13 protein-coding genes, 1 tRNA gene and 2 pseudogenes are annotated in these 18,146 nt (G+C 59.6%); 1 reads left to right on the top strand and 15 read right to left on the bottom strand.

Annotation, left to right across the window (positions count from 1 at the left end):
• The 4 genes and pseudogenes from CO660_RS33620 to rpsL form a co-directional block, all read right to left on the bottom strand.
• Positions 1-75: pseudogene (locus tag CO660_RS33620) on the bottom strand (elongation factor Tu); the annotation flags it as partial.
• A gap of 68 nt (positions 76-143) precedes the next feature.
• Positions 144-2,243: an elongation factor G gene (fusA, locus tag CO660_RS31350; RefSeq protein WP_097601768.1), complete on the bottom strand. Its 2,100-nt coding sequence runs from the start codon at positions 2,241-2,243 to the stop codon at positions 144-146.
• 29 nt (positions 2,244-2,272) lie between these two features.
• Positions 2,273-2,743 (bottom strand): 30S ribosomal protein S7, encoded by a 471-nt coding sequence (rpsG, locus tag CO660_RS31345; RefSeq protein ID WP_004669085.1) that lies wholly within the window; start codon positions 2,741-2,743, stop codon positions 2,273-2,275.
• A 78-nt stretch (positions 2,744-2,821) separates the two neighbouring features.
• The gene (rpsL, locus tag CO660_RS31340) at positions 2,822-3,193 is read right to left on the bottom strand and encodes a 30S ribosomal protein S12 (protein WP_003547537.1); all 372 of its coding nucleotides are present in this window, start codon (positions 3,191-3,193) and stop codon (positions 2,822-2,824) included.
• Positions 3,194-3,689: 496 nt separating this feature from the next.
• Between rpsL and CO660_RS31335 the strand changes: the two genes are divergently transcribed.
• Positions 3,690-3,983 carry a transcriptional regulator gene (locus CO660_RS31335; RefSeq protein ID WP_085777819.1) on the top strand — a complete coding sequence of 98 codons (294 nt, stop codon included), beginning with the start codon at positions 3,690-3,692 and terminating at the stop codon, positions 3,981-3,983.
• A 101-nt stretch (positions 3,984-4,084) separates the two neighbouring features.
• Here the strand turns inward: CO660_RS31335 and rpoC are convergent, their stop codons facing one another.
• The 11 genes and pseudogenes from rpoC to CO660_RS33035 form a co-directional block, all read right to left on the bottom strand.
• Positions 4,085-8,293, bottom strand: coding sequence for a DNA-directed RNA polymerase subunit beta' (rpoC, locus tag CO660_RS31330; protein WP_085777818.1), 4,209 nt, complete (start codon positions 8,291-8,293; stop codon positions 4,085-4,087).
• Positions 8,294-8,479: 186 nt separating this feature from the next.
• On the bottom strand, positions 8,480-12,619 hold the full coding sequence (rpoB, locus tag CO660_RS31325; RefSeq protein WP_085777817.1) for a DNA-directed RNA polymerase subunit beta: 4,140 nt from the start codon (positions 12,617-12,619) through the stop codon (positions 8,480-8,482).
• Positions 12,620-12,878: 259 nt separating this feature from the next.
• Positions 12,879-13,262: a 50S ribosomal protein L7/L12 gene (gene rplL, locus CO660_RS31320; protein ID WP_011424974.1), complete on the bottom strand. Its 384-nt coding sequence runs from the start codon at positions 13,260-13,262 to the stop codon at positions 12,879-12,881.
• Between the two features lie 56 nt (positions 13,263-13,318).
• Positions 13,319-13,837, bottom strand: a complete 519-nt coding sequence (rplJ, locus tag CO660_RS31315) for a 50S ribosomal protein L10 (RefSeq protein ID WP_097601767.1) — start codon at positions 13,835-13,837, stop codon at positions 13,319-13,321.
• Between the two features lie 330 nt (positions 13,838-14,167).
• Positions 14,168-14,869: a 50S ribosomal protein L1 gene (gene rplA, locus CO660_RS31310; protein WP_011424973.1), complete on the bottom strand. Its 702-nt coding sequence runs from the start codon at positions 14,867-14,869 to the stop codon at positions 14,168-14,170.
• 4 nt (positions 14,870-14,873) lie between these two features.
• Positions 14,874-15,305: a 50S ribosomal protein L11 gene (gene rplK / locus CO660_RS31305; protein ID WP_009985507.1), complete on the bottom strand. Its 432-nt coding sequence runs from the start codon at positions 15,303-15,305 to the stop codon at positions 14,874-14,876.
• A gap of 175 nt (positions 15,306-15,480) precedes the next feature.
• The gene (gene nusG, locus CO660_RS31300; protein WP_007791989.1) at positions 15,481-16,011 is read right to left on the bottom strand and encodes a transcription termination/antitermination protein NusG; all 531 of its coding nucleotides are present in this window, start codon (positions 16,009-16,011) and stop codon (positions 15,481-15,483) included.
• Positions 16,012-16,028: 17 nt separating this feature from the next.
• Entirely contained in the window at positions 16,029-16,229 is a 201-nt protein-coding gene (gene secE, locus CO660_RS31295) for a preprotein translocase subunit SecE (RefSeq protein WP_003573826.1), read from the bottom strand.
• A 194-nt stretch (positions 16,230-16,423) separates the two neighbouring features.
• A tRNA-Trp gene (locus tag CO660_RS31290) sits at positions 16,424-16,499 on the bottom strand.
• A 165-nt stretch (positions 16,500-16,664) separates the two neighbouring features.
• Positions 16,665-17,558, bottom strand: a complete 894-nt coding sequence (locus tag CO660_RS31285; RefSeq protein WP_097601766.1) for an NAD(P)-dependent oxidoreductase — start codon at positions 17,556-17,558, stop codon at positions 16,665-16,667.
• A gap of 511 nt (positions 17,559-18,069) precedes the next feature.
• Positions 18,070-18,146, bottom strand: a pseudogene (locus CO660_RS33035) (elongation factor Tu); the annotation flags it as partial.

The following is an 18,146-nucleotide window of genomic DNA, read 5'->3' as shown; positions in this document are numbered from 1 at the left end:
CTTGCCGTGGTCAACGTGGCCGATCGTGCCGATGTTGACGTGCGGCTTGTTGCGCTCAAACTTACTCTTTGCCATTTTCGGCTCTCCGTTTTGCTAGTCCCCGAGGGGGTCTAATTCTTGTTATCGGTCAATTGGTATTCCGGTCACTTCTGACCGGAATACTTTGCCTGGATTTCGGTTGCGACGTTCGACGGGACCGGCGCGTAGTGATCGAAGGTCATCGTGTACTGAGCACGGCCCTGCGACATGGAGCGCAGGTTGTCGACGTACTTGAACATGTTGGCCAGCGGAACGTTGGCGCTGATGACAACCGCAATACCACGGCTTTCCTGACCCTGGATCTGGCCACGGCGGGAGTTGAGGTCGCCGATAACATCACCGACATAATCTTCCGGGGTGACGACCTCGACCTTCATCATCGGCTCGAGGAGCTGAGCGCCGGCCTTCTTGGCTGCTTCACGGAAGCAAGCGCGAGCAGCGATTTCGAACGCCAGGACCGAGGAGTCGACGTCGTGGAAGGCGCCGTCGATAAGCGTCGCCTTGACGCCCAGCATCGGGAAGCCAGCCAGCGGACCGGAAGACAGAACGCTTTCGATGCCCTTCTGAACGCCCGGGATGTATTCTTTCGGAACGGCACCGCCGACGATCTTGGATTCGAACTTGAAGTCTTCGCCTTCCGGGTTCGGTTCGAAGATGATCTTGACGCGTGCGAACTGGCCGGTACCACCGGTCTGTTTCTTGTGCGTGTAGTCTTCTTCGGTCTGGCGCGTGATGGTTTCGCGGTAAGCAACCTGCGGCGCACCGACGTTTGCTTCGACCTTGAACTCGCGGCGCATGCGGTCGACGATGATGTCGAGATGCAATTCGCCCATGCCGGCGATGATCGTCTGGCCGGATTCCTGGTCCGTCTTTACGCGGAAGGACGGGTCTTCAGCTGCCAGGCGGTTGAGCGCGAGGCCCATCTTTTCCTGGTCGCCCTTGGACTTCGGCTCGATGGCGATCTGGATGACCGGCTCGGGGAATTCCATGCGCTCGAGGATAACCGGCTTCAGCGGATCGCAGAGCGTATCGCCAGTGGTGGTTTCCTTGAGGCCGGCGAGAGCAACGATGTCGCCTGCGAAGGCTTCTTCGATGTCTTCACGCGAGTTGGAGTGCATCTGCAGCATGCGGCCGACGCGCTCGCGCTTGTCCTTGACCGTGTTCAGAACCGAAGAGCCCTTTTCGAGCTTGCCGGAATAGATGCGTGCGAAGGTGAGCGAACCGACGAAGGGGTCGTTCATGATCTTGAACGCCAGCATCGAAAGCGGCTCGGCGTCGTCTGCGTGACGCTCGATATCAGCTTCGGTCTTGAAGTCGATGCCCTTGATCGCCGGGATGTCGAGCGGCGACGGCAGGTAGTCGACGACGGCGTCGAGCAGCGGCTGAACGCCCTTGTTCTTGAAGGCGGTGCCGCAGAACATCGGATGGAACTTGACGTCGATGGTGCCGCGGCGAACGAGTTCGCGGATCTTGTCGTTGTCGGGCATGTTGCCTTCAAGGTAGGCTTCCATCGCAGCTTCGTCGACCTCGACAACCGTCTCGATCAGCTTTTCGCGATATTCTTCAGCCTTGGCCTTCAGGTCATCCGGGATTTCGACGACGTCCCACTGGGCGCCGAGCGATTCGTCGCGCCAGATCAGGGCGTTCATCTCGACCAGGTCGACAACGCCCTTGAAGTCGCTTTCAGCGCCGATCGGCAGCTGCATGACGACGGCGGTGGCGCCGAGGCGGGTTTTGATCATCTCAACCGAGCGGTAGAAGTCAGCGCCGGTCTTGTCCATCTTGTTGCAGAAGATCATCCGCGGAACATGATACTTCTCAGCCTGGCGCCAGACGGTTTCCGTCTGCGGCTCAACGCCGGCGTTGGCGTCGAGCAGCGCGATGGCACCGTCGAGAACGCGCAGCGAACGCTCGACTTCGATGGTGAAGTCGACGTGGCCGGGAGTGTCGATGATGTTGAAGCGGCGCATCTTGCCGTCACGGCCCTTCCAGAAGGTCGTGGTGGCAGCAGAGGTGATCGTGATGCCACGCTCCTGCTCCTGCTCCATCCAGTCCATGGTGGCTGCGCCGTCGTGGACTTCGCCGATCTTGTGCGACTTGCCGGTGTAGTAAAGGATACGCTCGGTAGTCGTGGTCTTGCCGGCGTCGATATGCGCCATGATACCGAAATTGCGGTAGTCTTCGATCTTATATTCGCGAGCCATTGTGGACTGCCTTTCGATACCGTTCGGAATTACCAGCGATAGTGCGAGAACGCGCGGTTGGCGTCAGCCATCTTGTGCGTGTCTTCGCGCTTCTTGACGGCGGAGCCGCGGTTGTTGGACGCATCGAGCAGTTCGCCGGACAGACGGTCGATCATGGTGGTTTCGTTGCGCTTGCGGGCAGCGGCAATCAGCCAGCGAATGGCGAGAGCCTGGCGGCGCTCCGGACGGACGTCGACCGGAACCTGGTAGGTCGCACCACCGACGCGGCGCGAGCGGACTTCAACGTGCGGGGCAATGTTGTCGAGCGCAGAATGGAAAACCGAAAGCGGCTCCTGCTTGGACTTGCCCTGGACGGCGTCGAACGCACCGTAGACGATGTTTTCAGCAACGGACTTCTTACCATCGAGCATGATGGCATTCATGAACTTGGTCACGACGAGGTCACCGAACTTCGGATCCGGATTGATCTCGCGCTTTTCTGCTTTATGACGTCTGGACATACTTTTCGTCTCTTCAACCGTTAAGGCGCTTTATCACGCGGAGGACCTCGCGCAGCGCCGGATTATTCAAAATCCGAATTACTTCGGACGCTTCGCACCGTACTTGGAGCGACGCTGCTTGCGGTTCTTGACACCCTGGGTATCGAGAACGCCGCGGATGATGTGATAACGGACACCCGGAAGGTCCTTTACGCGGCCGCCACGGATCATGACGACGGAGTGTTCCTGAAGGTTGTGACCTTCGCCGGGGATGTAACCAATGACTTCGAAGCCGTTGGTCAGGCGGATCTTTGCGACCTTACGCAGAGCCGAGTTCGGCTTCTTCGGCGTGGTCGTGTAGACGCGCGTGCAAACGCCGCGCTTCTGCGGGTTCTCCTGGAGAGCGGGAACCTTATTACGCTTTACGTTCGCCTGGCGAGGCTTGCGGATCAGCTGGTTTACGGTAGGCATTCAACCATCCCTTACGTTTATCTCAGTACCCTTGCGGGCTTGAACTCACGCCGTCTCCGGCAATGACGCATGCTTTCCGTCAATGCGCAAAATATGGCCCGATCCGCTTCCGCAGATGGACCACAAGGAGCAGAGGACGCATAAAAACCTGCGTCATGCGTGCAGCATCATGACTTCAACGTGCGTTTAGAACCTTGTTTGAGGTGAATTTCAGGGCGCGTCGCCCCGAACAGCCAAGCCTCACATGGGATCTGATGGGCGGGGTACTACTGGTTTCCACCCGTTCCGTCAAGGCCAGTTAAGAAATAAACTTGGCCGCATCACCTTGATATGCGGGCCGAACGCCCTGTTTTCATCCTTCTAGACGCATTCAGGGACGTGCGCCAAGATAAAAACTTGGGCCTTGCAGCAAAAGCGGTTAAGGAATCAGCGATTGCGGCGTTAGGTCCTCTCAGCGGATTCGACAATGCGAATCTCCAGGAACCGAGGACAGGCGATGATCACGACACCTGATAACGACAATAATTTCGACGGGCCGATGATCTTCATCATCATCGGCAAAGGCTATGAGTCCGAGGCCAGCGAAGGCATCGACCTGCACATCCTGCTGAAGGCGCCCGATGACGACACCGCCGTGCGCGAAGCCTTGAACGCTCTTGCCGAGGAGGGTTTCATCGAGGCCGACCTCGACCAGATCGGCATGCTGACCGAAATTCCGGCGGAAGAGCCGCACGCCTCGGCGTATCAGGGTGCGGTTGATGGCGAGGTCGCGATCATCCGGTTCAACTGACGGGAATCGCCCTCCCTCGCCCGATCAATTAGAGGCTAGCACAAACGAAAACCGCCCAGATCGCTCCGGGCGGTTTTCAATTCGTGGACCTCAGCTGCGGATTATTCCGCAGCCGGGGCGTTTTCGGCCATGTCCTGCAGCATCGGGGTGGCGACCGCTGCCCCAGTGCCCTTGCGGCGCTCTTCGAGGATGAGCTCGTCGCGCGACGTGGCGATGCGGCGGATCTGGGTCATGGTGCCGCCGGTGCCGGCCGGGATGAGGCGGCCGACGATGACGTTTTCCTTCAGCCCCTGCAGGCCGTCGGTTTTGCCGGCGATTGCAGCTTCCGTCAGCACCTTGGTCGTTTCCTGGAAGGATGCGGCCGAGATGAAGGACGGGGTCTGCAGCGACGCCTTGGTGATGCCGAGAAGGACCGGCTCGCCGCTGGCGGGCTTCTTGCCCTGCTCGATCAGGTGGTCGTTGACGTCCTCCAGCTCGATCCGGTCGACGTTGTCGCCGACGATGTAGGTCGAGTCGCCTGCATCGGTGATCTCCACCTTCTGCAGCATCTGACGGACGATCACTTCGATGTGCTTGTCGTTGATGACGACGCCCTGCAGACGATAGACTTCCTGGATTTCGTTGACCAGGTAGGAAGCGAGAGCCTCCACGCCCTTGATCGCCAGGATGTCGTGCGGAGCCGGGTTACCGTCCAGGATGTAGTCACCCTTTTCGATATAGTCGCCGTCCTGAAGGTGGAAGGGCTTGCCCTTCGGGATCAGGTATTCGACAGGCTCGACACCGTCTTCCGCCGGTTCGATGATGACGCGACGCTTGTTCTTGTAGTCGCGGCCGAGGCGGATCGTACCATCGATCTCTGCGATGATGGCGTGGTCCTTCGGACGGCGCGCTTCGAACAGTTCGGCAACACGCGGCAGACCACCGGTGATGTCCTTGGTCTTGGCGCTTTCGAGCGGCGAACGGGCGAGAACGTCACCCTGGGAGACTTTCGTGCCCGGCTCGACCGACAGAATTGCGTCGACCGAGAGCAGGAAGCGGGCGTCACCACCGCGGGACAGCTTCGCGACATTGCCGCTGGCGTCCTTGATGACGATCGCCGGCTTGAGGTCCGAACCGCGCGGGGTCGAACGCCAGTCAATGACCTGACGCTTGGTGATGCCGGTGGATTCGTCGGTCGCTTCCAGAACCGAGAGACCATCGACGAGGTCTTCGAACTGAACGGTACCGGCAACTTCCGTCATCATCGGACGGGTGTAAGGATCCCACTCCGCCAGGCGCTGCCCGCGCTTGACCTTGTCACCTTCGTCAACGTGCAGCTTCGAACCGTAGGCGACACGTTGCGAAGAGCGCTCGACGCCACGCTCGTCCAGGATCTGGACGGTCATGTTGCGGCCCATGGCAACGAGGCTGCCTTCGGAGTTGCGCAGCACGTTGCGGTTCTTGATCTGCACCGTACCTTCGTACGAGGCTTCCAGGAACGACTGGTCGACCACGGTTGCCGTACCGCCAAGGTGGAAAGTACGCATGGTGAGCTGGGTTCCCGGCTCGCCGATCGACTGAGCGGCGATGACGCCGACGGCTTCGCCCATATTGACCGGCGTACCGCGCGCGAGGTCGCGGCCATAGCAGACCGAGCAGACGCCCGTCTGGATTTCGCAGGTCAGCGCCGAGCGGATGCGGATCGACTGGATGCCAGCCTTCTCGATCTCGATGACATCGGGCTCGAGGATCATCTTGCCGGCATCGACGATGCGCTCGCCAGTCACCGGATGATCGATGTCGTCAAGCGCCGTGCGGCCGAGGATACGGGCGCCGAGCGAGGCGACGACCTGGCCGGCATCGACGATGGCGGTCATGGTCAGGCCGGTTTCGGTGCCGCAATCGACGTGCGTGACGATGCAATCCTGCGCGACGTCGACGAGACGGCGGGTCAGGTAACCGGAGTTCGCGGTCTTCAAGGCGGTGTCTGCCAGACCCTTACGGGCGCCGTGCGTCGAGTTGAAGTACTCGTTGACGGTCAGGCCTTCCTTGAAGTTGGAGATGATCGGCGTCTCGATGATTTCACCCGACGGCTTGGCCATCAGGCCGCGCATGCCGCCCAGCTGGCGCATCTGGTTCGGAGAACCGCGGGCGCCGGAGTGGCTCATCATGTAGATCGAGTTCATCGGCTTCTGACGGCCGGTGTTCTCGTCGAATTCGACCGCCTTGATGCGCGCCATCATTTCTTCGGCGACCTTTTCGGTCGCCTTGCCCCAGGCGTCGACAACCTTGTTGTACTTTTCGCCCTGGGTGATCAGGCCGTCATTGTACTGCTGCTCGTATTCCTTCACCAGGTTTTCGGTGTCTGCAACGATCTTCGCCTTGGTGGCCGGGATGACCATGTCGTCCTTGCCGAACGAAATGCCGGCGCGGCAGGCATGGGCGAAGCCGAGCTGCATGATGCGGTCGCAGAAGATGACCGTGTCCTTCTGGCCGCAATGGCGATAGACCGTGTCGATCATCTTGGAGATGTTCTTCTTGGTCATTTCCTGGTTGCAGATGTCGAAGGGCACCTTGCCGTTCTTCGGCAGCAGTTCGCCGATAAGCAGACGGCCGGGCGTCGTCTCATAGATCTTCGAGTAGGGCTTGCCATCCTCGCCGATCGACTTGAAGCGGCCGCGAATCTTGGTGTGCAGCGTCACGACCTTGTTTTCGAGCGCATGATGCAGTTCGCCGAGATCGGAGAAGGCCATGCCTTCGCCCGGCTCGTTCTGGTTCAGAATCGACAGATAGTAGAGGCCGAGAACCATGTCCTGCGAGGGAACGATGATCGGCGCGCCGTTTGCCGGGTGCAGGATGTTGTTGGTCGACATCATCAGGACACGGGCTTCGAGCTGGGCTTCGAGCGACAGCGGCACGTGAACAGCCATCTGGTCACCGTCGAAGTCGGCGTTGAAGGCCGTGCAGACGAGCGGGTGCAGCTGGATTGCCTTGCCTTCGACCAGGGTGGGTTCGAAGGCCTGGATGCCCAGGCGGTGCAGCGTCGGTGCGCGGTTCAGGAGAACCGGATGTTCGCGGATGACCTCGTCGAGGATATCCCAAACTTCCGGCTTTTCCTTTTCAACCAGCTTCTTGGCCTGCTTGACGGTCGAGGAATAACCCTTGGCGTCGAGGCGGGCATAGATGAACGGCTTGAAGAGTTCGAGCGCCATCTTCTTTGGAAGACCGCACTGATGCAGCTTCAGTTCCGGGCCGGTGACGATGACCGAACGGCCAGAATAGTCGACGCGCTTGCCGAGCAGGTTCTGACGGAAGCGGCCCTGCTTACCCTTCAGCATGTCGGACAGCGACTTCAGCGGGCGCTTGTTGGCGCCGGTGATGACGCGGCCGCGGCGGCCGTTATCGAAGAGCGCGTCGACAGATTCCTGCAGCATGCGCTTTTCGTTGCGGATGATGATGCCCGGAGCGCGCAGTTCGATCAGGCGCTTCAGACGGTTGTTACGGTTGATGACGCGGCGATAGAGATCGTTCAGATCCGACGTCGCGAAACGGCCGCCATCGAGCGGAACGAGCGGGCGCAGATCCGGCGGGATGACCGGAACGACCTTCATGATCATCCATTCCGGACGATTGCCTGACTCCATGAAGTTCTCGACGATCTTCAGGCGCTTCATCAGCTTCTTCTGCTTGAGATCCGACGTCGTGTCGGCAAGCTCGGAGCGCAGATCGCCGGCGATCTTTTCGAGGTTCATCGAGGCCAGCATCTCGTAGATCGCCTCAGCGCCGATCATCGCGGTAAACTGGTCTTCGCCGTATTCGTCGACGGCAAGCATGTACTCTTCTTCCGTCAGGAGCTGGTGCTCCTTGAGCGCGGTCAGGCCGGGCTCTGTGACGATGTAGTTTTCGAAATAGAGGACGCGCTCGACATCCTTCAGCGTCATGTCGAGCAGGGTCGAGATGCGCGACGGCAGCGACTTCAGGAACCAGATGTGGGCAACGGGAGCGGCGAGCTCGATATGGCCCATGCGCTCACGGCGAACACGCGACAGCGTGACTTCGACGCCGCACTTTTCGCAGATGATGCCCTTGTACTTCATGCGCTTGTACTTGCCGCACAAGCATTCGTAATCCTTGATCGGGCCAAAGATGCGTGCGCAGAACAGACCGTCGCGTTCCGGCTTGAACGTACGGTAGTTAATGGTTTCCGGCTTCTTGATCTCACCGTAGGACCAGGAGAGGATCTTCTCCGGAGACGCGATCGAAATCCGAATGGAATCGAAATTCTGTGCAGGCACCTGCGGATTGAAAAGATTCATGACCTCTTGGTTCATGCCTGTCTCCTTCATGGGCTAAAGCGCCCTCAAAATGCGATGGCCGGCGGCAATTCCCGGGAGCCGCCTCCCTCGCTTAAACGAGAATAACCGCAAGATGCGGCGAAACTTCCCTTCCGGGCCGACAGATGCGGCTCCCGGCGGGACCGGCGTGCGCCGCATTGGCAGCGCACGCCCTATCAATGTTTACTCGGCCGCGTCCGGCAGCTGGGTTGCCTGCGCTTCGTCGAGCTTGGTGTTCTCGAGCTCGACGCTGAGGCCCAGCGAGCGCATTTCCTTGACGAGAACGTTGAAGCTTTCCGGAATACCGGCTTCGAACGTGTCGTCTCCGCGGACAATGGCTTCGTAGACCTTGGTGCGGCCGGCGACGTCGTCCGACTTCACCGTCAGCATTTCCTGCAGCGTATAGGCGGCGCCATAGGCTTCGAGCGCCCAGACTTCCATTTCGCCGAAGCGCTGACCGCCGAACTGCGCCTTGCCGCCCAGCGGCTGCTGGGTCACGAGCGAGTAAGGGCCGATCGAACGGGCATGGATCTTGTCGTCGACCAGGTGGTTGAGCTTCAGCATGTAGATGTAGCCCACGGTCACCTGGCGGTCGAACTGCTCGCCGGTACGGCCGTCATAGAGCGTCGACTGGCCGGTGTCCTTGAGACCCGCCAGACGCAGCATGTCGTTGACGTCACCTTCGTTAGCGCCGTCGAAGACCGGCGTTGCGATCGAAACACCGCGCTTCCACTGGTCGGCGAGACGCAGAACGGACTCATCGTCGAAGTCCTGGACCTGTTCGGCCTTGGGACCGTCGCCCACGACATCGCCAATGGTCTTGCGCAGTGGCTCGATGTTACCATTGGCTTTATACGCTTCGATCAGTTCGCCGATCTGGCGACCCATGCCGGCGCAAGCCCAGCCCAGGTGCGTTTCCAGGATCTGGCCGACGTTCATGCGCGAAGGCACGCCGAGCGGGTTCAGAACGACGTCGACATGCGTGCCGTCTTCGAGGAACGGCATGTCCTCGACAGGCACAATGCGCGAGACCACGCCCTTGTTCCCGTGACGACCGGCCATCTTATCGCCCGGCTGGATCTTGCGCTTCACGGCAACGAAGACCTTGACCATCTTCATGACGCCCGGAGGCATTTCATCGCCGCGCTGGACCTTCTCGACCTTGTCCATGAAGCGCTGTTCGAGGCGCGACTTGGACTCGTCGTACTGGCCGCGGAGCGCTTCGAGTTCGCTCTGCACCTTCTCGTCCTCGACGGCGAACATCCACCACTGCGAGCGGGGATATTCGGAGACGACGGCGTTCGAAAGCTCGGTGCCCTTCTTGAAGCCCTTCGGACCGGCAATCGAGACCTGGCCGCGCAGCATGTCGATCAGACGACCATAGACGTTACGGTCGAGGATCGCCTGCTCGTCATCACGGTCCTTGGCGAGACGCTCGATCTCTTCGCGTTCGATCGCCATCGCGCGCTCGTCCTTCTCGACGCCATGGCGGTTGAAGACGCGAACCTCGACGATCGTGCCATAGGTGCCGGGCGGCATGCGCATGGAGGTGTCGCGCACGTCGGAGGCTTTTTCGCCAAAGATGGCGCGCAGAAGCTTTTCTTCCGGCGTCATCGGGCTTTCGCCCTTCGGCGTGATCTTGCCGACGAGGATATCGCCCGGCTGAACCTCGGCGCCGATATAGACGATGCCGGCTTCGTCGAGGTTCTTCAGCGCTTCTTCCGAGACGTTCGGAATATCGCGGGTGATTTCCTCGGGGCCGAGCTTGGTGTCGCGCGCCATCACTTCGAATTCCTCGATGTGGATGGAGGTGAACACGTCGTCTGCAACGATGCGCTCGGAGAGCAGGATCGAATCTTCGTAGTTGTAGCCGTTCCAGGGCATGAACGCGACGAGCGCGTTGCGGCCGAGCGCCAGGTCGCCGAGATCGGTCGACGGACCGTCGGCGAGAATATCGCCGCGGTTGACGACGTCACCGACGGTGACTAGCGGACGCTGGTTGACGCAGGTGTTCTGGTTCGAACGCTGGAACTTCTGCAGGCGGTAGATATCGACGCCGGACTTGCCGGCTTCGAGGTCCTCCGTGGCGCGGATAACGATACGCGTCGCGTCGACCTGGTCGACGACGCCGCCACGGCGGGCGCCGATGGCGGCACCGGAGTCACGCGCGACGACCGGCTCCATGCCGGTGCCGACGAACGGCGCTTCGGCACGCAACAGCGGCACGGCCTGACGCTGCATGTTCGAGCCCATGAGGGCGCGGTTGGCGTCGTCGTTTTCCAGGAACGGGATGAGTGCCGCAGCAACCGAAACGACCTGCTTCGGCGAAACGTCCATCAGGTTCATGCTGTCGCGGGGCGCGAGCATAACTTCACCCGCGTGACGGCAGACGACGAATTCGTCGACGAAGGAACCGTCAGCGTTCAGTTCGGCGTTGGCCTGCGCGACGTAGTACTTCGCCTCTTCCATGGCGGAGAGGTAGAGCACGTCGTTCGTCACCTTGCCGTCGACGATGCGCCGGTACGGGCTCTCGATAAAGCCGTATTTGTTGACGCGGGCAAAGGTCGCAAGCGAGTTGATCAGACCGATGTTCGGGCCTTCCGGCGTTTCGATCGGGCAGATGCGGCCATAGTGGGTCGGATGCACGTCGCGGACTTCGAAGCCGGCGCGCTCGCGGGTCAGACCGCCCGGACCAAGGGCCGAAAGACGGCGCTTGTGGGTGATTTCCGACAGCGGGTTGACCTGGTCCATGAACTGCGAGAGCTGCGAGGAGCCGAAGAATTCGCGGACGGCTGCGGCAGCCGGCTTGGCGTTGATCAGGTCCTGCGGCATGACCGTGTCGATTTCGATCGAGGACATGCGTTCCTTGATCGCACGCTCCATGCGGAGCAGGCCGAGACGGTACTGGTTCTCCATCAGCTCGCCGACCGAGCGGACGCGACGGTTGCCGAGGTTGTCGATGTCGTCGATCTCGCCCTTGCCGTCGCGCAGTTCGACCAGCATCTTGACCACCGCCAGGATGTCGTCCTTGCGCAGGATGCGAACGGTGTCCTCGACGGAGAGGTCGAGGCGCATGTTCATCTTGACGCGGCCGACGGCGGAGAGGTCGTAACGCTCCGCATCGAAGAACAGCGAGTTGAACATGGCTTCGGCCGATTCCATGGTCGGCGGTTCACCCGGGCGCATGACGCGATAGATGTCGAACAGAGCGTCCTGACGGTTCTCGTTCTTGTCAGCCGAAAGCGTGTTGCGGATATAGGCGCCGACATTAATGTGGTCGATGCCGAGAACCGGGATCTCGTCAAAACCGTTTGCGAGGATGACGGCAAGCGTCTTCTCGTCGATCTCGTCGCCGGCCTCGAGATAGATCTCACCCGTCGAGTAGTTGACGATATCCTCGGCAAGATAGTTGCCGTAGAGATCGTCGTCGCCGGCCTTCAGCGCCTTCAGGCCCTTATCGGAAAGCTGGCGCAGCAGGCGCGGCGTCAGCTTCTTGCCGGCTTCCACGACGACTTCGCCGGTATCGGCGTCGACCATCTCGGTGATTGCCTTGGCGCCCTTCAGCGTTTCCGGCTTGAAGGGAATGCGCCAGCCTTCGCCGTCGCGCTTGTAGAGCGACTTGGTGTAGAAGGTGTCGAGGATTTCCTCGCCGTCCATGCCGAGCGCCATCAGCAGCGACGTGACGGGGATCTTGCGGCGGCGGTCGATGCGGGCGTAGACGATGTCCTTGGCATCGAATTCGATATCGAGCCAGGAGCCGCGATAAGGAATGACGCGGGCGGCGAAGAGCAACTTGCCGGAAGAATGGCTCTTGCCCTTGTCGTGGTCGAAGAAGACGCCCGGCGAACGGTGCATCTGCGAGACGATGACGCGCTCGGTGCCGTTGACGATGAATGTGCCGTTGTTCGTCATGAGCGGCATGTCGCCCATGTAAACCGACTGTTCCTTGATGTCCTTGATCGACTTTGCGCCGGTATCCTCGTCGATATCGAACACGATGAGACGGAGAGTGACCTTCAGCGGCGCGGCATAAGTCAGGTCGCGCTGGCGGCACTCGTCAACGTCGAACTTCGGTGGTTCGAATTCGTAAGATACGAACTCCAGCATCGAGGCGCCGGAGAAGTCGGTGATCGGGAAAACGGACTTGAAGACGGCCTGAAGGCCTTCGTCAGGGCGACCGCCCTTCGGCTCTTCAACCATCAGAAACTGGTCGTAGGACGCCTTCTGAACCTCGATGAGGTTCGGCATTTCTGCGACTTCGGGGATCTTACCAAAAAACTTGCGTACGCGCCTGCGACCATTGAACGAAAGGGTCTGAGCCATCGTCGCTCCTTCAAAAATTGCATCCGGGCCTGCAACGGACGGGAACCGATGGCCAGTCGACCCCGCCGATCAATGAGTAGTTCAACCTCGTCCCACCTCCCGAAATAGCCAGGCCGGATTGCCTTGGCGCTTCGGTTCGAGACCATGCTCTTGAAGAACCCATTACCCAAAAGCCGTTTTCACGCGGCTTTTGGGTAATTCGTTCAGGAAAACGGCAAATGGGAGGCAGTAAATGCCGCCTCCCACGTGCAGTTCAAGATTACTTGACGTCGGCCTTTGCGCCTGCGTCTTCAAGCTTCTTCTTGATGTCGGCGGCTTCAGCCTTGGAAACGCCTTCCTTGACAGCCTTCGGAGCGCCTTCGACGAGGTCCTTGGCTTCCTTGAGGCCGAGGCCGGTGATGGCGCGGACTTCCTTGATGACGTTGATCTTGTTGGCGCCGGCATCCGTGAGGATGACGTCGAACTCGGTCTTTTCTTCTTCAGCCGGAGCAGCTGCGCCGCCTGCAGCGCCGCCAACGGCAGCAACAGCTACCGGAGCAGCGGCGGAAACGCCCCACTTTTCTTCAAGAAGCTTCGACAGTTCTGCAGCTTCCAGAACGGTCAGCGAGGAGAGGTCTTCAACGATCTTTGCGAGATCAGCCATTTTCTAGTTCCTTTTGTTCGGTTCGAACTGTTGAGTATGTACAGCGAAAAACCGCCTTAAGCGGCTTCGTCCTTCTTGGCGTAGGCCGAGAACACGCGAGCAAGCTGGCTTGCCGGTGCTGCAACAACGCCTGCAATGCGGGTAGCCGGGGTCTGGATCATGCCCAGCAGCTTCGCACGCAGTTCGTCCAGCGAAGGCACGGTCGCAAGCGACTTGACACCTTCGGCGTTCAGCGTTGTCGTACCCATGGCGCCGCCGAGAACCACGATCTTGTCGTTGGTCTTGGCGAAATCCATGACGACCTTCGGAGCGATGATCGGATCATTGCTGTAAGCAATGAGGGTCTGACCCTTGAAGAGATTGGAAATCCCTTCCGCTTCCGTACCCTGAAGGGCAATTTTGGCCAGGCGGTTCTTCGCGACTTTGACGGTGCCGCCAGCAGCGCGCATCTTCGAACGAAAATCGTTCATCTGCGCGACTGTAGCACCAGCATAGTGGGCCACGACAACCGAGCCCGAAGCCTTGAAGACTTCGTTCAGTTCCGTGACGAATTCGCGTTTTTCCGCTCTTTCCACTGCCTATCTCCAGTTGGCGGGACCGTTTGAAACGGACCCACCGGGTTGCCTTTTGCCCCCTGGGATCAAAGAGATCCCAAGCGACGCTTGAGGATCCTGTCCCCTCGCGCTCCGCGCCAATCAAGGCTGAAGAGGCACAAGGCATCCAAGGCTCGAACCGAGTTCCAAGAAGCGAACTTCATGCAATTCGGGTCTTACCCGTCTCATGCAGGCCAAGTGATTAAGGGAAAACCACCTGCAATCTCGGACAGGATTCCGGATTTCTCCGGAATATTCCGGCCCCTTGCGAGGCCGGAAATTCAGCGACCGGGCCGAAGCCCGGCCATAAACTTATGCAGTCGGAGCCGCGGTGACCGAGCCGACTTCGATCTTGACGCCCGGGCCCATGGTCGAGGATATCGCCACGCGCTTGACGTAGTTGCCCTTGGCGCCAGCCGGCTTCGCCTTGATGACGGCGTCGGCAAAGGCGCGGATGTTTTCTTCCAGAGCCTTGGCGTCGAAAGAGGCCTTGCCAATGCCGGCATGGACGATACCAGCCTTCTCGACGCGGAACTCGACGGCGCCGCCCTTGGAAGCCTTGACGGCTCCGGCGACGTCCATGGTGACGGTTCCGACCTTCGGGTTCGGCATCATGCCGCGCGGGCCAAGAACCTTACCGAGACGGCCGACGAGCGGCATCATGTCGGGGGTGGCGATGCAGCGATCGAATTCGATCTTGCCGCCCTGGACGATTTCGACGAGGTCTTCGGCGCCAACGACATCGGCACCGGCAGCCTTGGCTTCGTCAGCCTTGGCGCCACGAGCGAAGACGGCGACGCGAACCGTACGGCCGGTGCCGTTCGGCAGGTTGACGACGCCGCGAACCATCTGGTCCGCATGACGCGGGTCAACGCCGAGGTTCATCGAGACTTCGATGGTTTCGTCGAACTTTGCGACAGCCCGTTCCTTGACCATGCCGATGGCGGTCGTGAGAGCGTAGAGCTTGGTGGGATCAACACCTTCGTTGATCTTGCGTGTGCGCTTGCCTGCCATGGTCTTAACCCACCACTTCCAGGCCCATGGCGCGGGCAGAGCCCTCGATCATCGCCATTGCGCCTTCGATATCCGCTGCGTTCAGGTCCTTCATCTTAGCTTCCGCGATCGTCTTGATCTGAGCCTTGGTGAGGGTACCGGCCTTTGCGCCCTTGCCCGGGGTCTTGGAACCGGAGGTGATCTTCGCTTCCTTCTTCAGCCAGTAGCTGACCGGAGGCTGCTTCATCGCGAAGGTGAAGGACTTGTCCTGGTAATAGGTGATGACGACCGGAATCGGCATACCCTTTTCCATTTCCTGCGTGGCGGCGTTGAACGCCTTGCAGAATTCCATGATGTTAATGCCACGCTGACCAAGCGCCGGGCCGATCGGCGGGGACGGGTTCGCCGATCCTGCCTTGACCTGAAGCTTGAGCTGGCCTGCAACTTTCTTAGCCATATCTCTCTGCCTTTCATGAACGGCCGGTTGCCCGGCCCGTGATGCCGGATCGCTCCGGCGGCTGCGGTTGCGTGGTGCGGATCAATAGGGCCCGGCTAAGACCCCTCACCTTCCACGCGGATGCGGACTAGGTCCGCCGGAAACAGACCACAAAGGCCAGCCTCCAATTCTGCAATCAGACCTTCTCGACCTGAGCGTATTCCAGCTCGACCGGTGTTGCGCGGCCGAAGATCGACACTTCCACCTTCAGGCGCGAACGCTCTTCGTCCACATCCTGAACCGTGCCGTTGAACGAGGCGAAGGGACCATCGGAAACGCGGACCTGCTCGCCGATCTCGAAGGTAACGGACGCCTTCGGCCGCTCGACACCTTCCTGAACCTGGCCGAGAATACGCTCGGCTTCGTAATCCGGAATCGGAACGGGCTTATTGTCGGAGCCGAGGAAACCCGTGACCTTCGGCGTATTCTTGATCAGGTGGTAGGCCTCGTCCGTCAGATTGGCGCGAACCAGGACATAACCCGGGAAGAACTTGCGCTCGCTATCGACCTTGCGGCCGCGACGCACTTCCACAACCTTTTCGGTCGGCACGAGGATCTTCTCGAACAGGTGCTCAAGCCCCTTCTGGCGAGCCTTGTTCTCGATGTCTTCAGCTACCTTCTTTTCAAAATTCGAGTACGCGTGGACGATGTACCAACGTGCCGCCATTTTCATCTCCACCCGTATCAGTTGCCGGTATTGAGCACGAAGCTCAGGACCCAGCCGATCAGCTGGTCAGCGGCAAAGAAAAACAGCGCGGCAAATACCACCATCACCAGCACCATGACCGTCGAGATCATCGTCTCGCGGCGCGACGGCCATGTGACCTTGGACGTCTCGGAGCGAACCTGCTGCAGAAACGCAAATGGATTGGATTTGGATGCCATCGACTGCCCACGCAATTACGGCGCGTAAAGCTGAAACTATCAGCCCCACGCACCGCGTGTCTGTTGAACCCTAAATAAACACCGATTTCCGAATGCACAAGAGGGAAACCGAAGTTTAACGAAATTAGTTGCCACCAATTGATCCCCAGCCCGGTATGCCGCGAGCAGCGCCGCGCTGTCCGTATCAGGGAAAATGGCAGGGGCAGAGGGGCTCGAACCCCCGACCTGCGGTTTTGGAGACCGCCGCTCTACCAACTGAGCTATACCCCTTCATGCCTATCCTTCAGCGCCCGGGCCAAGACCCGCAAATCGCTGCTGAAATGCATGGCGCTCCCTTTAAGACGGCGGCAGCAGATTGGCAAGCACGATTTTCGATTTTCAAAGCCTTCTGCTCATTTACGAGCGTCCGCTTTCGATCGCGTCACCGGGGAGCATTCAGACCTTCACATATTTGCGCCAGTCGTGTTCTTCCTTGAAGTCCAGCACTTCGCGAATCTTGCGGTTGGAAAGCAGCCCCTCATATTCACCGATCTCGCGGGTGAACGGCACGTTGGGGAAGAATCGCTTCGCCAACTCCTTCGATGGCGTATTGGCCGAAACCGTGTCGTTAGCGGCATTGAAGACCTGATAGCCAAGCCCGTCCTTCTCTATGCAGAGATGGCAGATCTTTCCCAGGTCGCGAGCGTCGATGTAGCTCCAGGTGATGCGCTTGCGCATCTCAGGATGGGCGAAATAGGTCGGAAACCTTTCATATTCGTGCGGCTCGATAACGTTGCCGATGCGCAGCGCATAGATGTCGAAGCCCGATCGTTCGGCAAAGGCGCGTGCCGTCTTTTCGTTGACGACCTTGGAGAGGCCGTAGGAATCCATCGGATTGACGTCGTAGTCTTCCTCTAGCGGAAACTGGTGGAAGTCGCGATGACCTTCGGCGAAACAGACGCCGTAGGTCGTCTCACTCGACGCGACGATGATCTTCCGGATCCCGAGCTTCACCGCCGCTTCTATGACATTGTAAGTGCCCATCACGTTGATGCGGAAGGTCTCGTTGTCCGGCTTGATCAGGATGCGCGGAATGGCGGCAAAATGCACGACGGCATCGAAAGGCTGAACACCCCTGCCCTCGTCGAGATCGGGAAAATCGCGATGCATCGACAGCGCGTTGAAGACCTGGCCGCTATCGGTGATGTCGGCGATGAGATTGGTGACGCCGGGGCTGTCCAGAGGCACGAGATCGAGGTTGTGAACCTCGTAGCCTGCATTGACGAGCCATGGCACGGCATGGCGACCTGCCTTGCCGGAACCGCCTGTGAACAGAATCCGCTTTTTCATGGAAATGTCCTCCGCATCATGAAACCGGAGGCATAGTTAGTCGCTTCCGCGCGAAGAGCAAGCGAGCGTTCTGGGAGGTATCTCACCCCGCCGCGCCAGGAGCACCCTATCCGGGAGCACCTGGCCAATTATTGCCCTATCACCGCAGCCCCGTGCGATGAGCTGGAAAGGTCGTCACTTGACGACGCTTACCTCATTGATCTGCACTCCGGCCGATTGAACAACCTCTTGCGGAATCGCAGCGATGAAAAACATCGTGAAAACATACATTGCGAATATCGTCGCAACGAATGTGGCCTTTGGAATCATCCCGACTCTCCTCTTTACAGGGAGGAGTCTGGACTAAAATGAGCCAATCACAACTGCTTTCTGAACGTGAGATGAACAAAATACTGTGACGAGCATCTTTAACGATATTTTTACAACACCTGTTAAACAGCTCGGATGCATCAAAAACGAAAAACCCCGCTGTTTCCAGCGGGGCCTTCCTGATTGTGGATAACCTGAAAGGTTACTCGACGATCGAAGCGACGATACCGGCGCCGACGGTGCGGCCGCCTTCGCGGATAGCGAAGCGCAGCTTTTCTT

Origin of the sequence: Rhizobium sp. L9 (assembly GCF_002531885.1) — a bacterium.
In the GTDB taxonomy this organism is placed as follows: domain Bacteria; phylum Pseudomonadota; class Alphaproteobacteria; order Rhizobiales; family Rhizobiaceae; genus Rhizobium.
Note: the sequence above shows the minus strand (reverse complement) of the source record. Positions and strands in the feature narration are given on the sequence as shown.

Bases quoted from the DNA above. Each gene is read 5' to 3' on its own strand.
- fusA (WP_097601768.1), bottom strand. From the start codon at position 2,243: ATGGCTCGCGAATATAAGATCGAAGACTACCGCAATTTCGGTATCATG.
- rpsG (WP_004669085.1), bottom strand. From the start codon at position 2,743: ATGTCCAGACGTCATAAAGCAGAAAAGCGCGAGATCAATCCGGATCCG.
- rpsL (WP_003547537.1), bottom strand. From the start codon at position 3,193: ATGCCTACCGTAAACCAGCTGATCCGCAAGCCTCGCCAGGCGAACGTA.
- CO660_RS31335 (WP_085777819.1), top strand. From the start codon at position 3,690: ATGATCACGACACCTGATAACGACAATAATTTCGACGGGCCGATGATC.
- rpoC (WP_085777818.1), bottom strand. From the start codon at position 8,293: ATGAACCAAGAGGTCATGAATCTTTTCAATCCGCAGGTGCCTGCACAG.
- rpoB (WP_085777817.1), bottom strand. From the start codon at position 12,619: ATGGCTCAGACCCTTTCGTTCAATGGTCGCAGGCGCGTACGCAAGTTT.
- rplL (WP_011424974.1), bottom strand. From the start codon at position 13,262: ATGGCTGATCTCGCAAAGATCGTTGAAGACCTCTCCTCGCTGACCGTT.
- rplA (WP_011424973.1), bottom strand. From the start codon at position 14,869: ATGGCAGGCAAGCGCACACGCAAGATCAACGAAGGTGTTGATCCCACC.
- rplK (WP_009985507.1), bottom strand. From the start codon at position 15,305: ATGGCTAAGAAAGTTGCAGGCCAGCTCAAGCTTCAGGTCAAGGCAGGA.
- nusG (WP_007791989.1), bottom strand. From the start codon at position 16,011: ATGGCGGCACGTTGGTACATCGTCCACGCGTACTCGAATTTTGAAAAG.
- secE (WP_003573826.1), bottom strand. From the start codon at position 16,229: ATGGCATCCAAATCCAATCCATTTGCGTTTCTGCAGCAGGTTCGCTCC.
- CO660_RS31285 (WP_097601766.1), bottom strand. From the start codon at position 17,558: ATGAAAAAGCGGATTCTGTTCACAGGCGGTTCCGGCAAGGCAGGTCGC.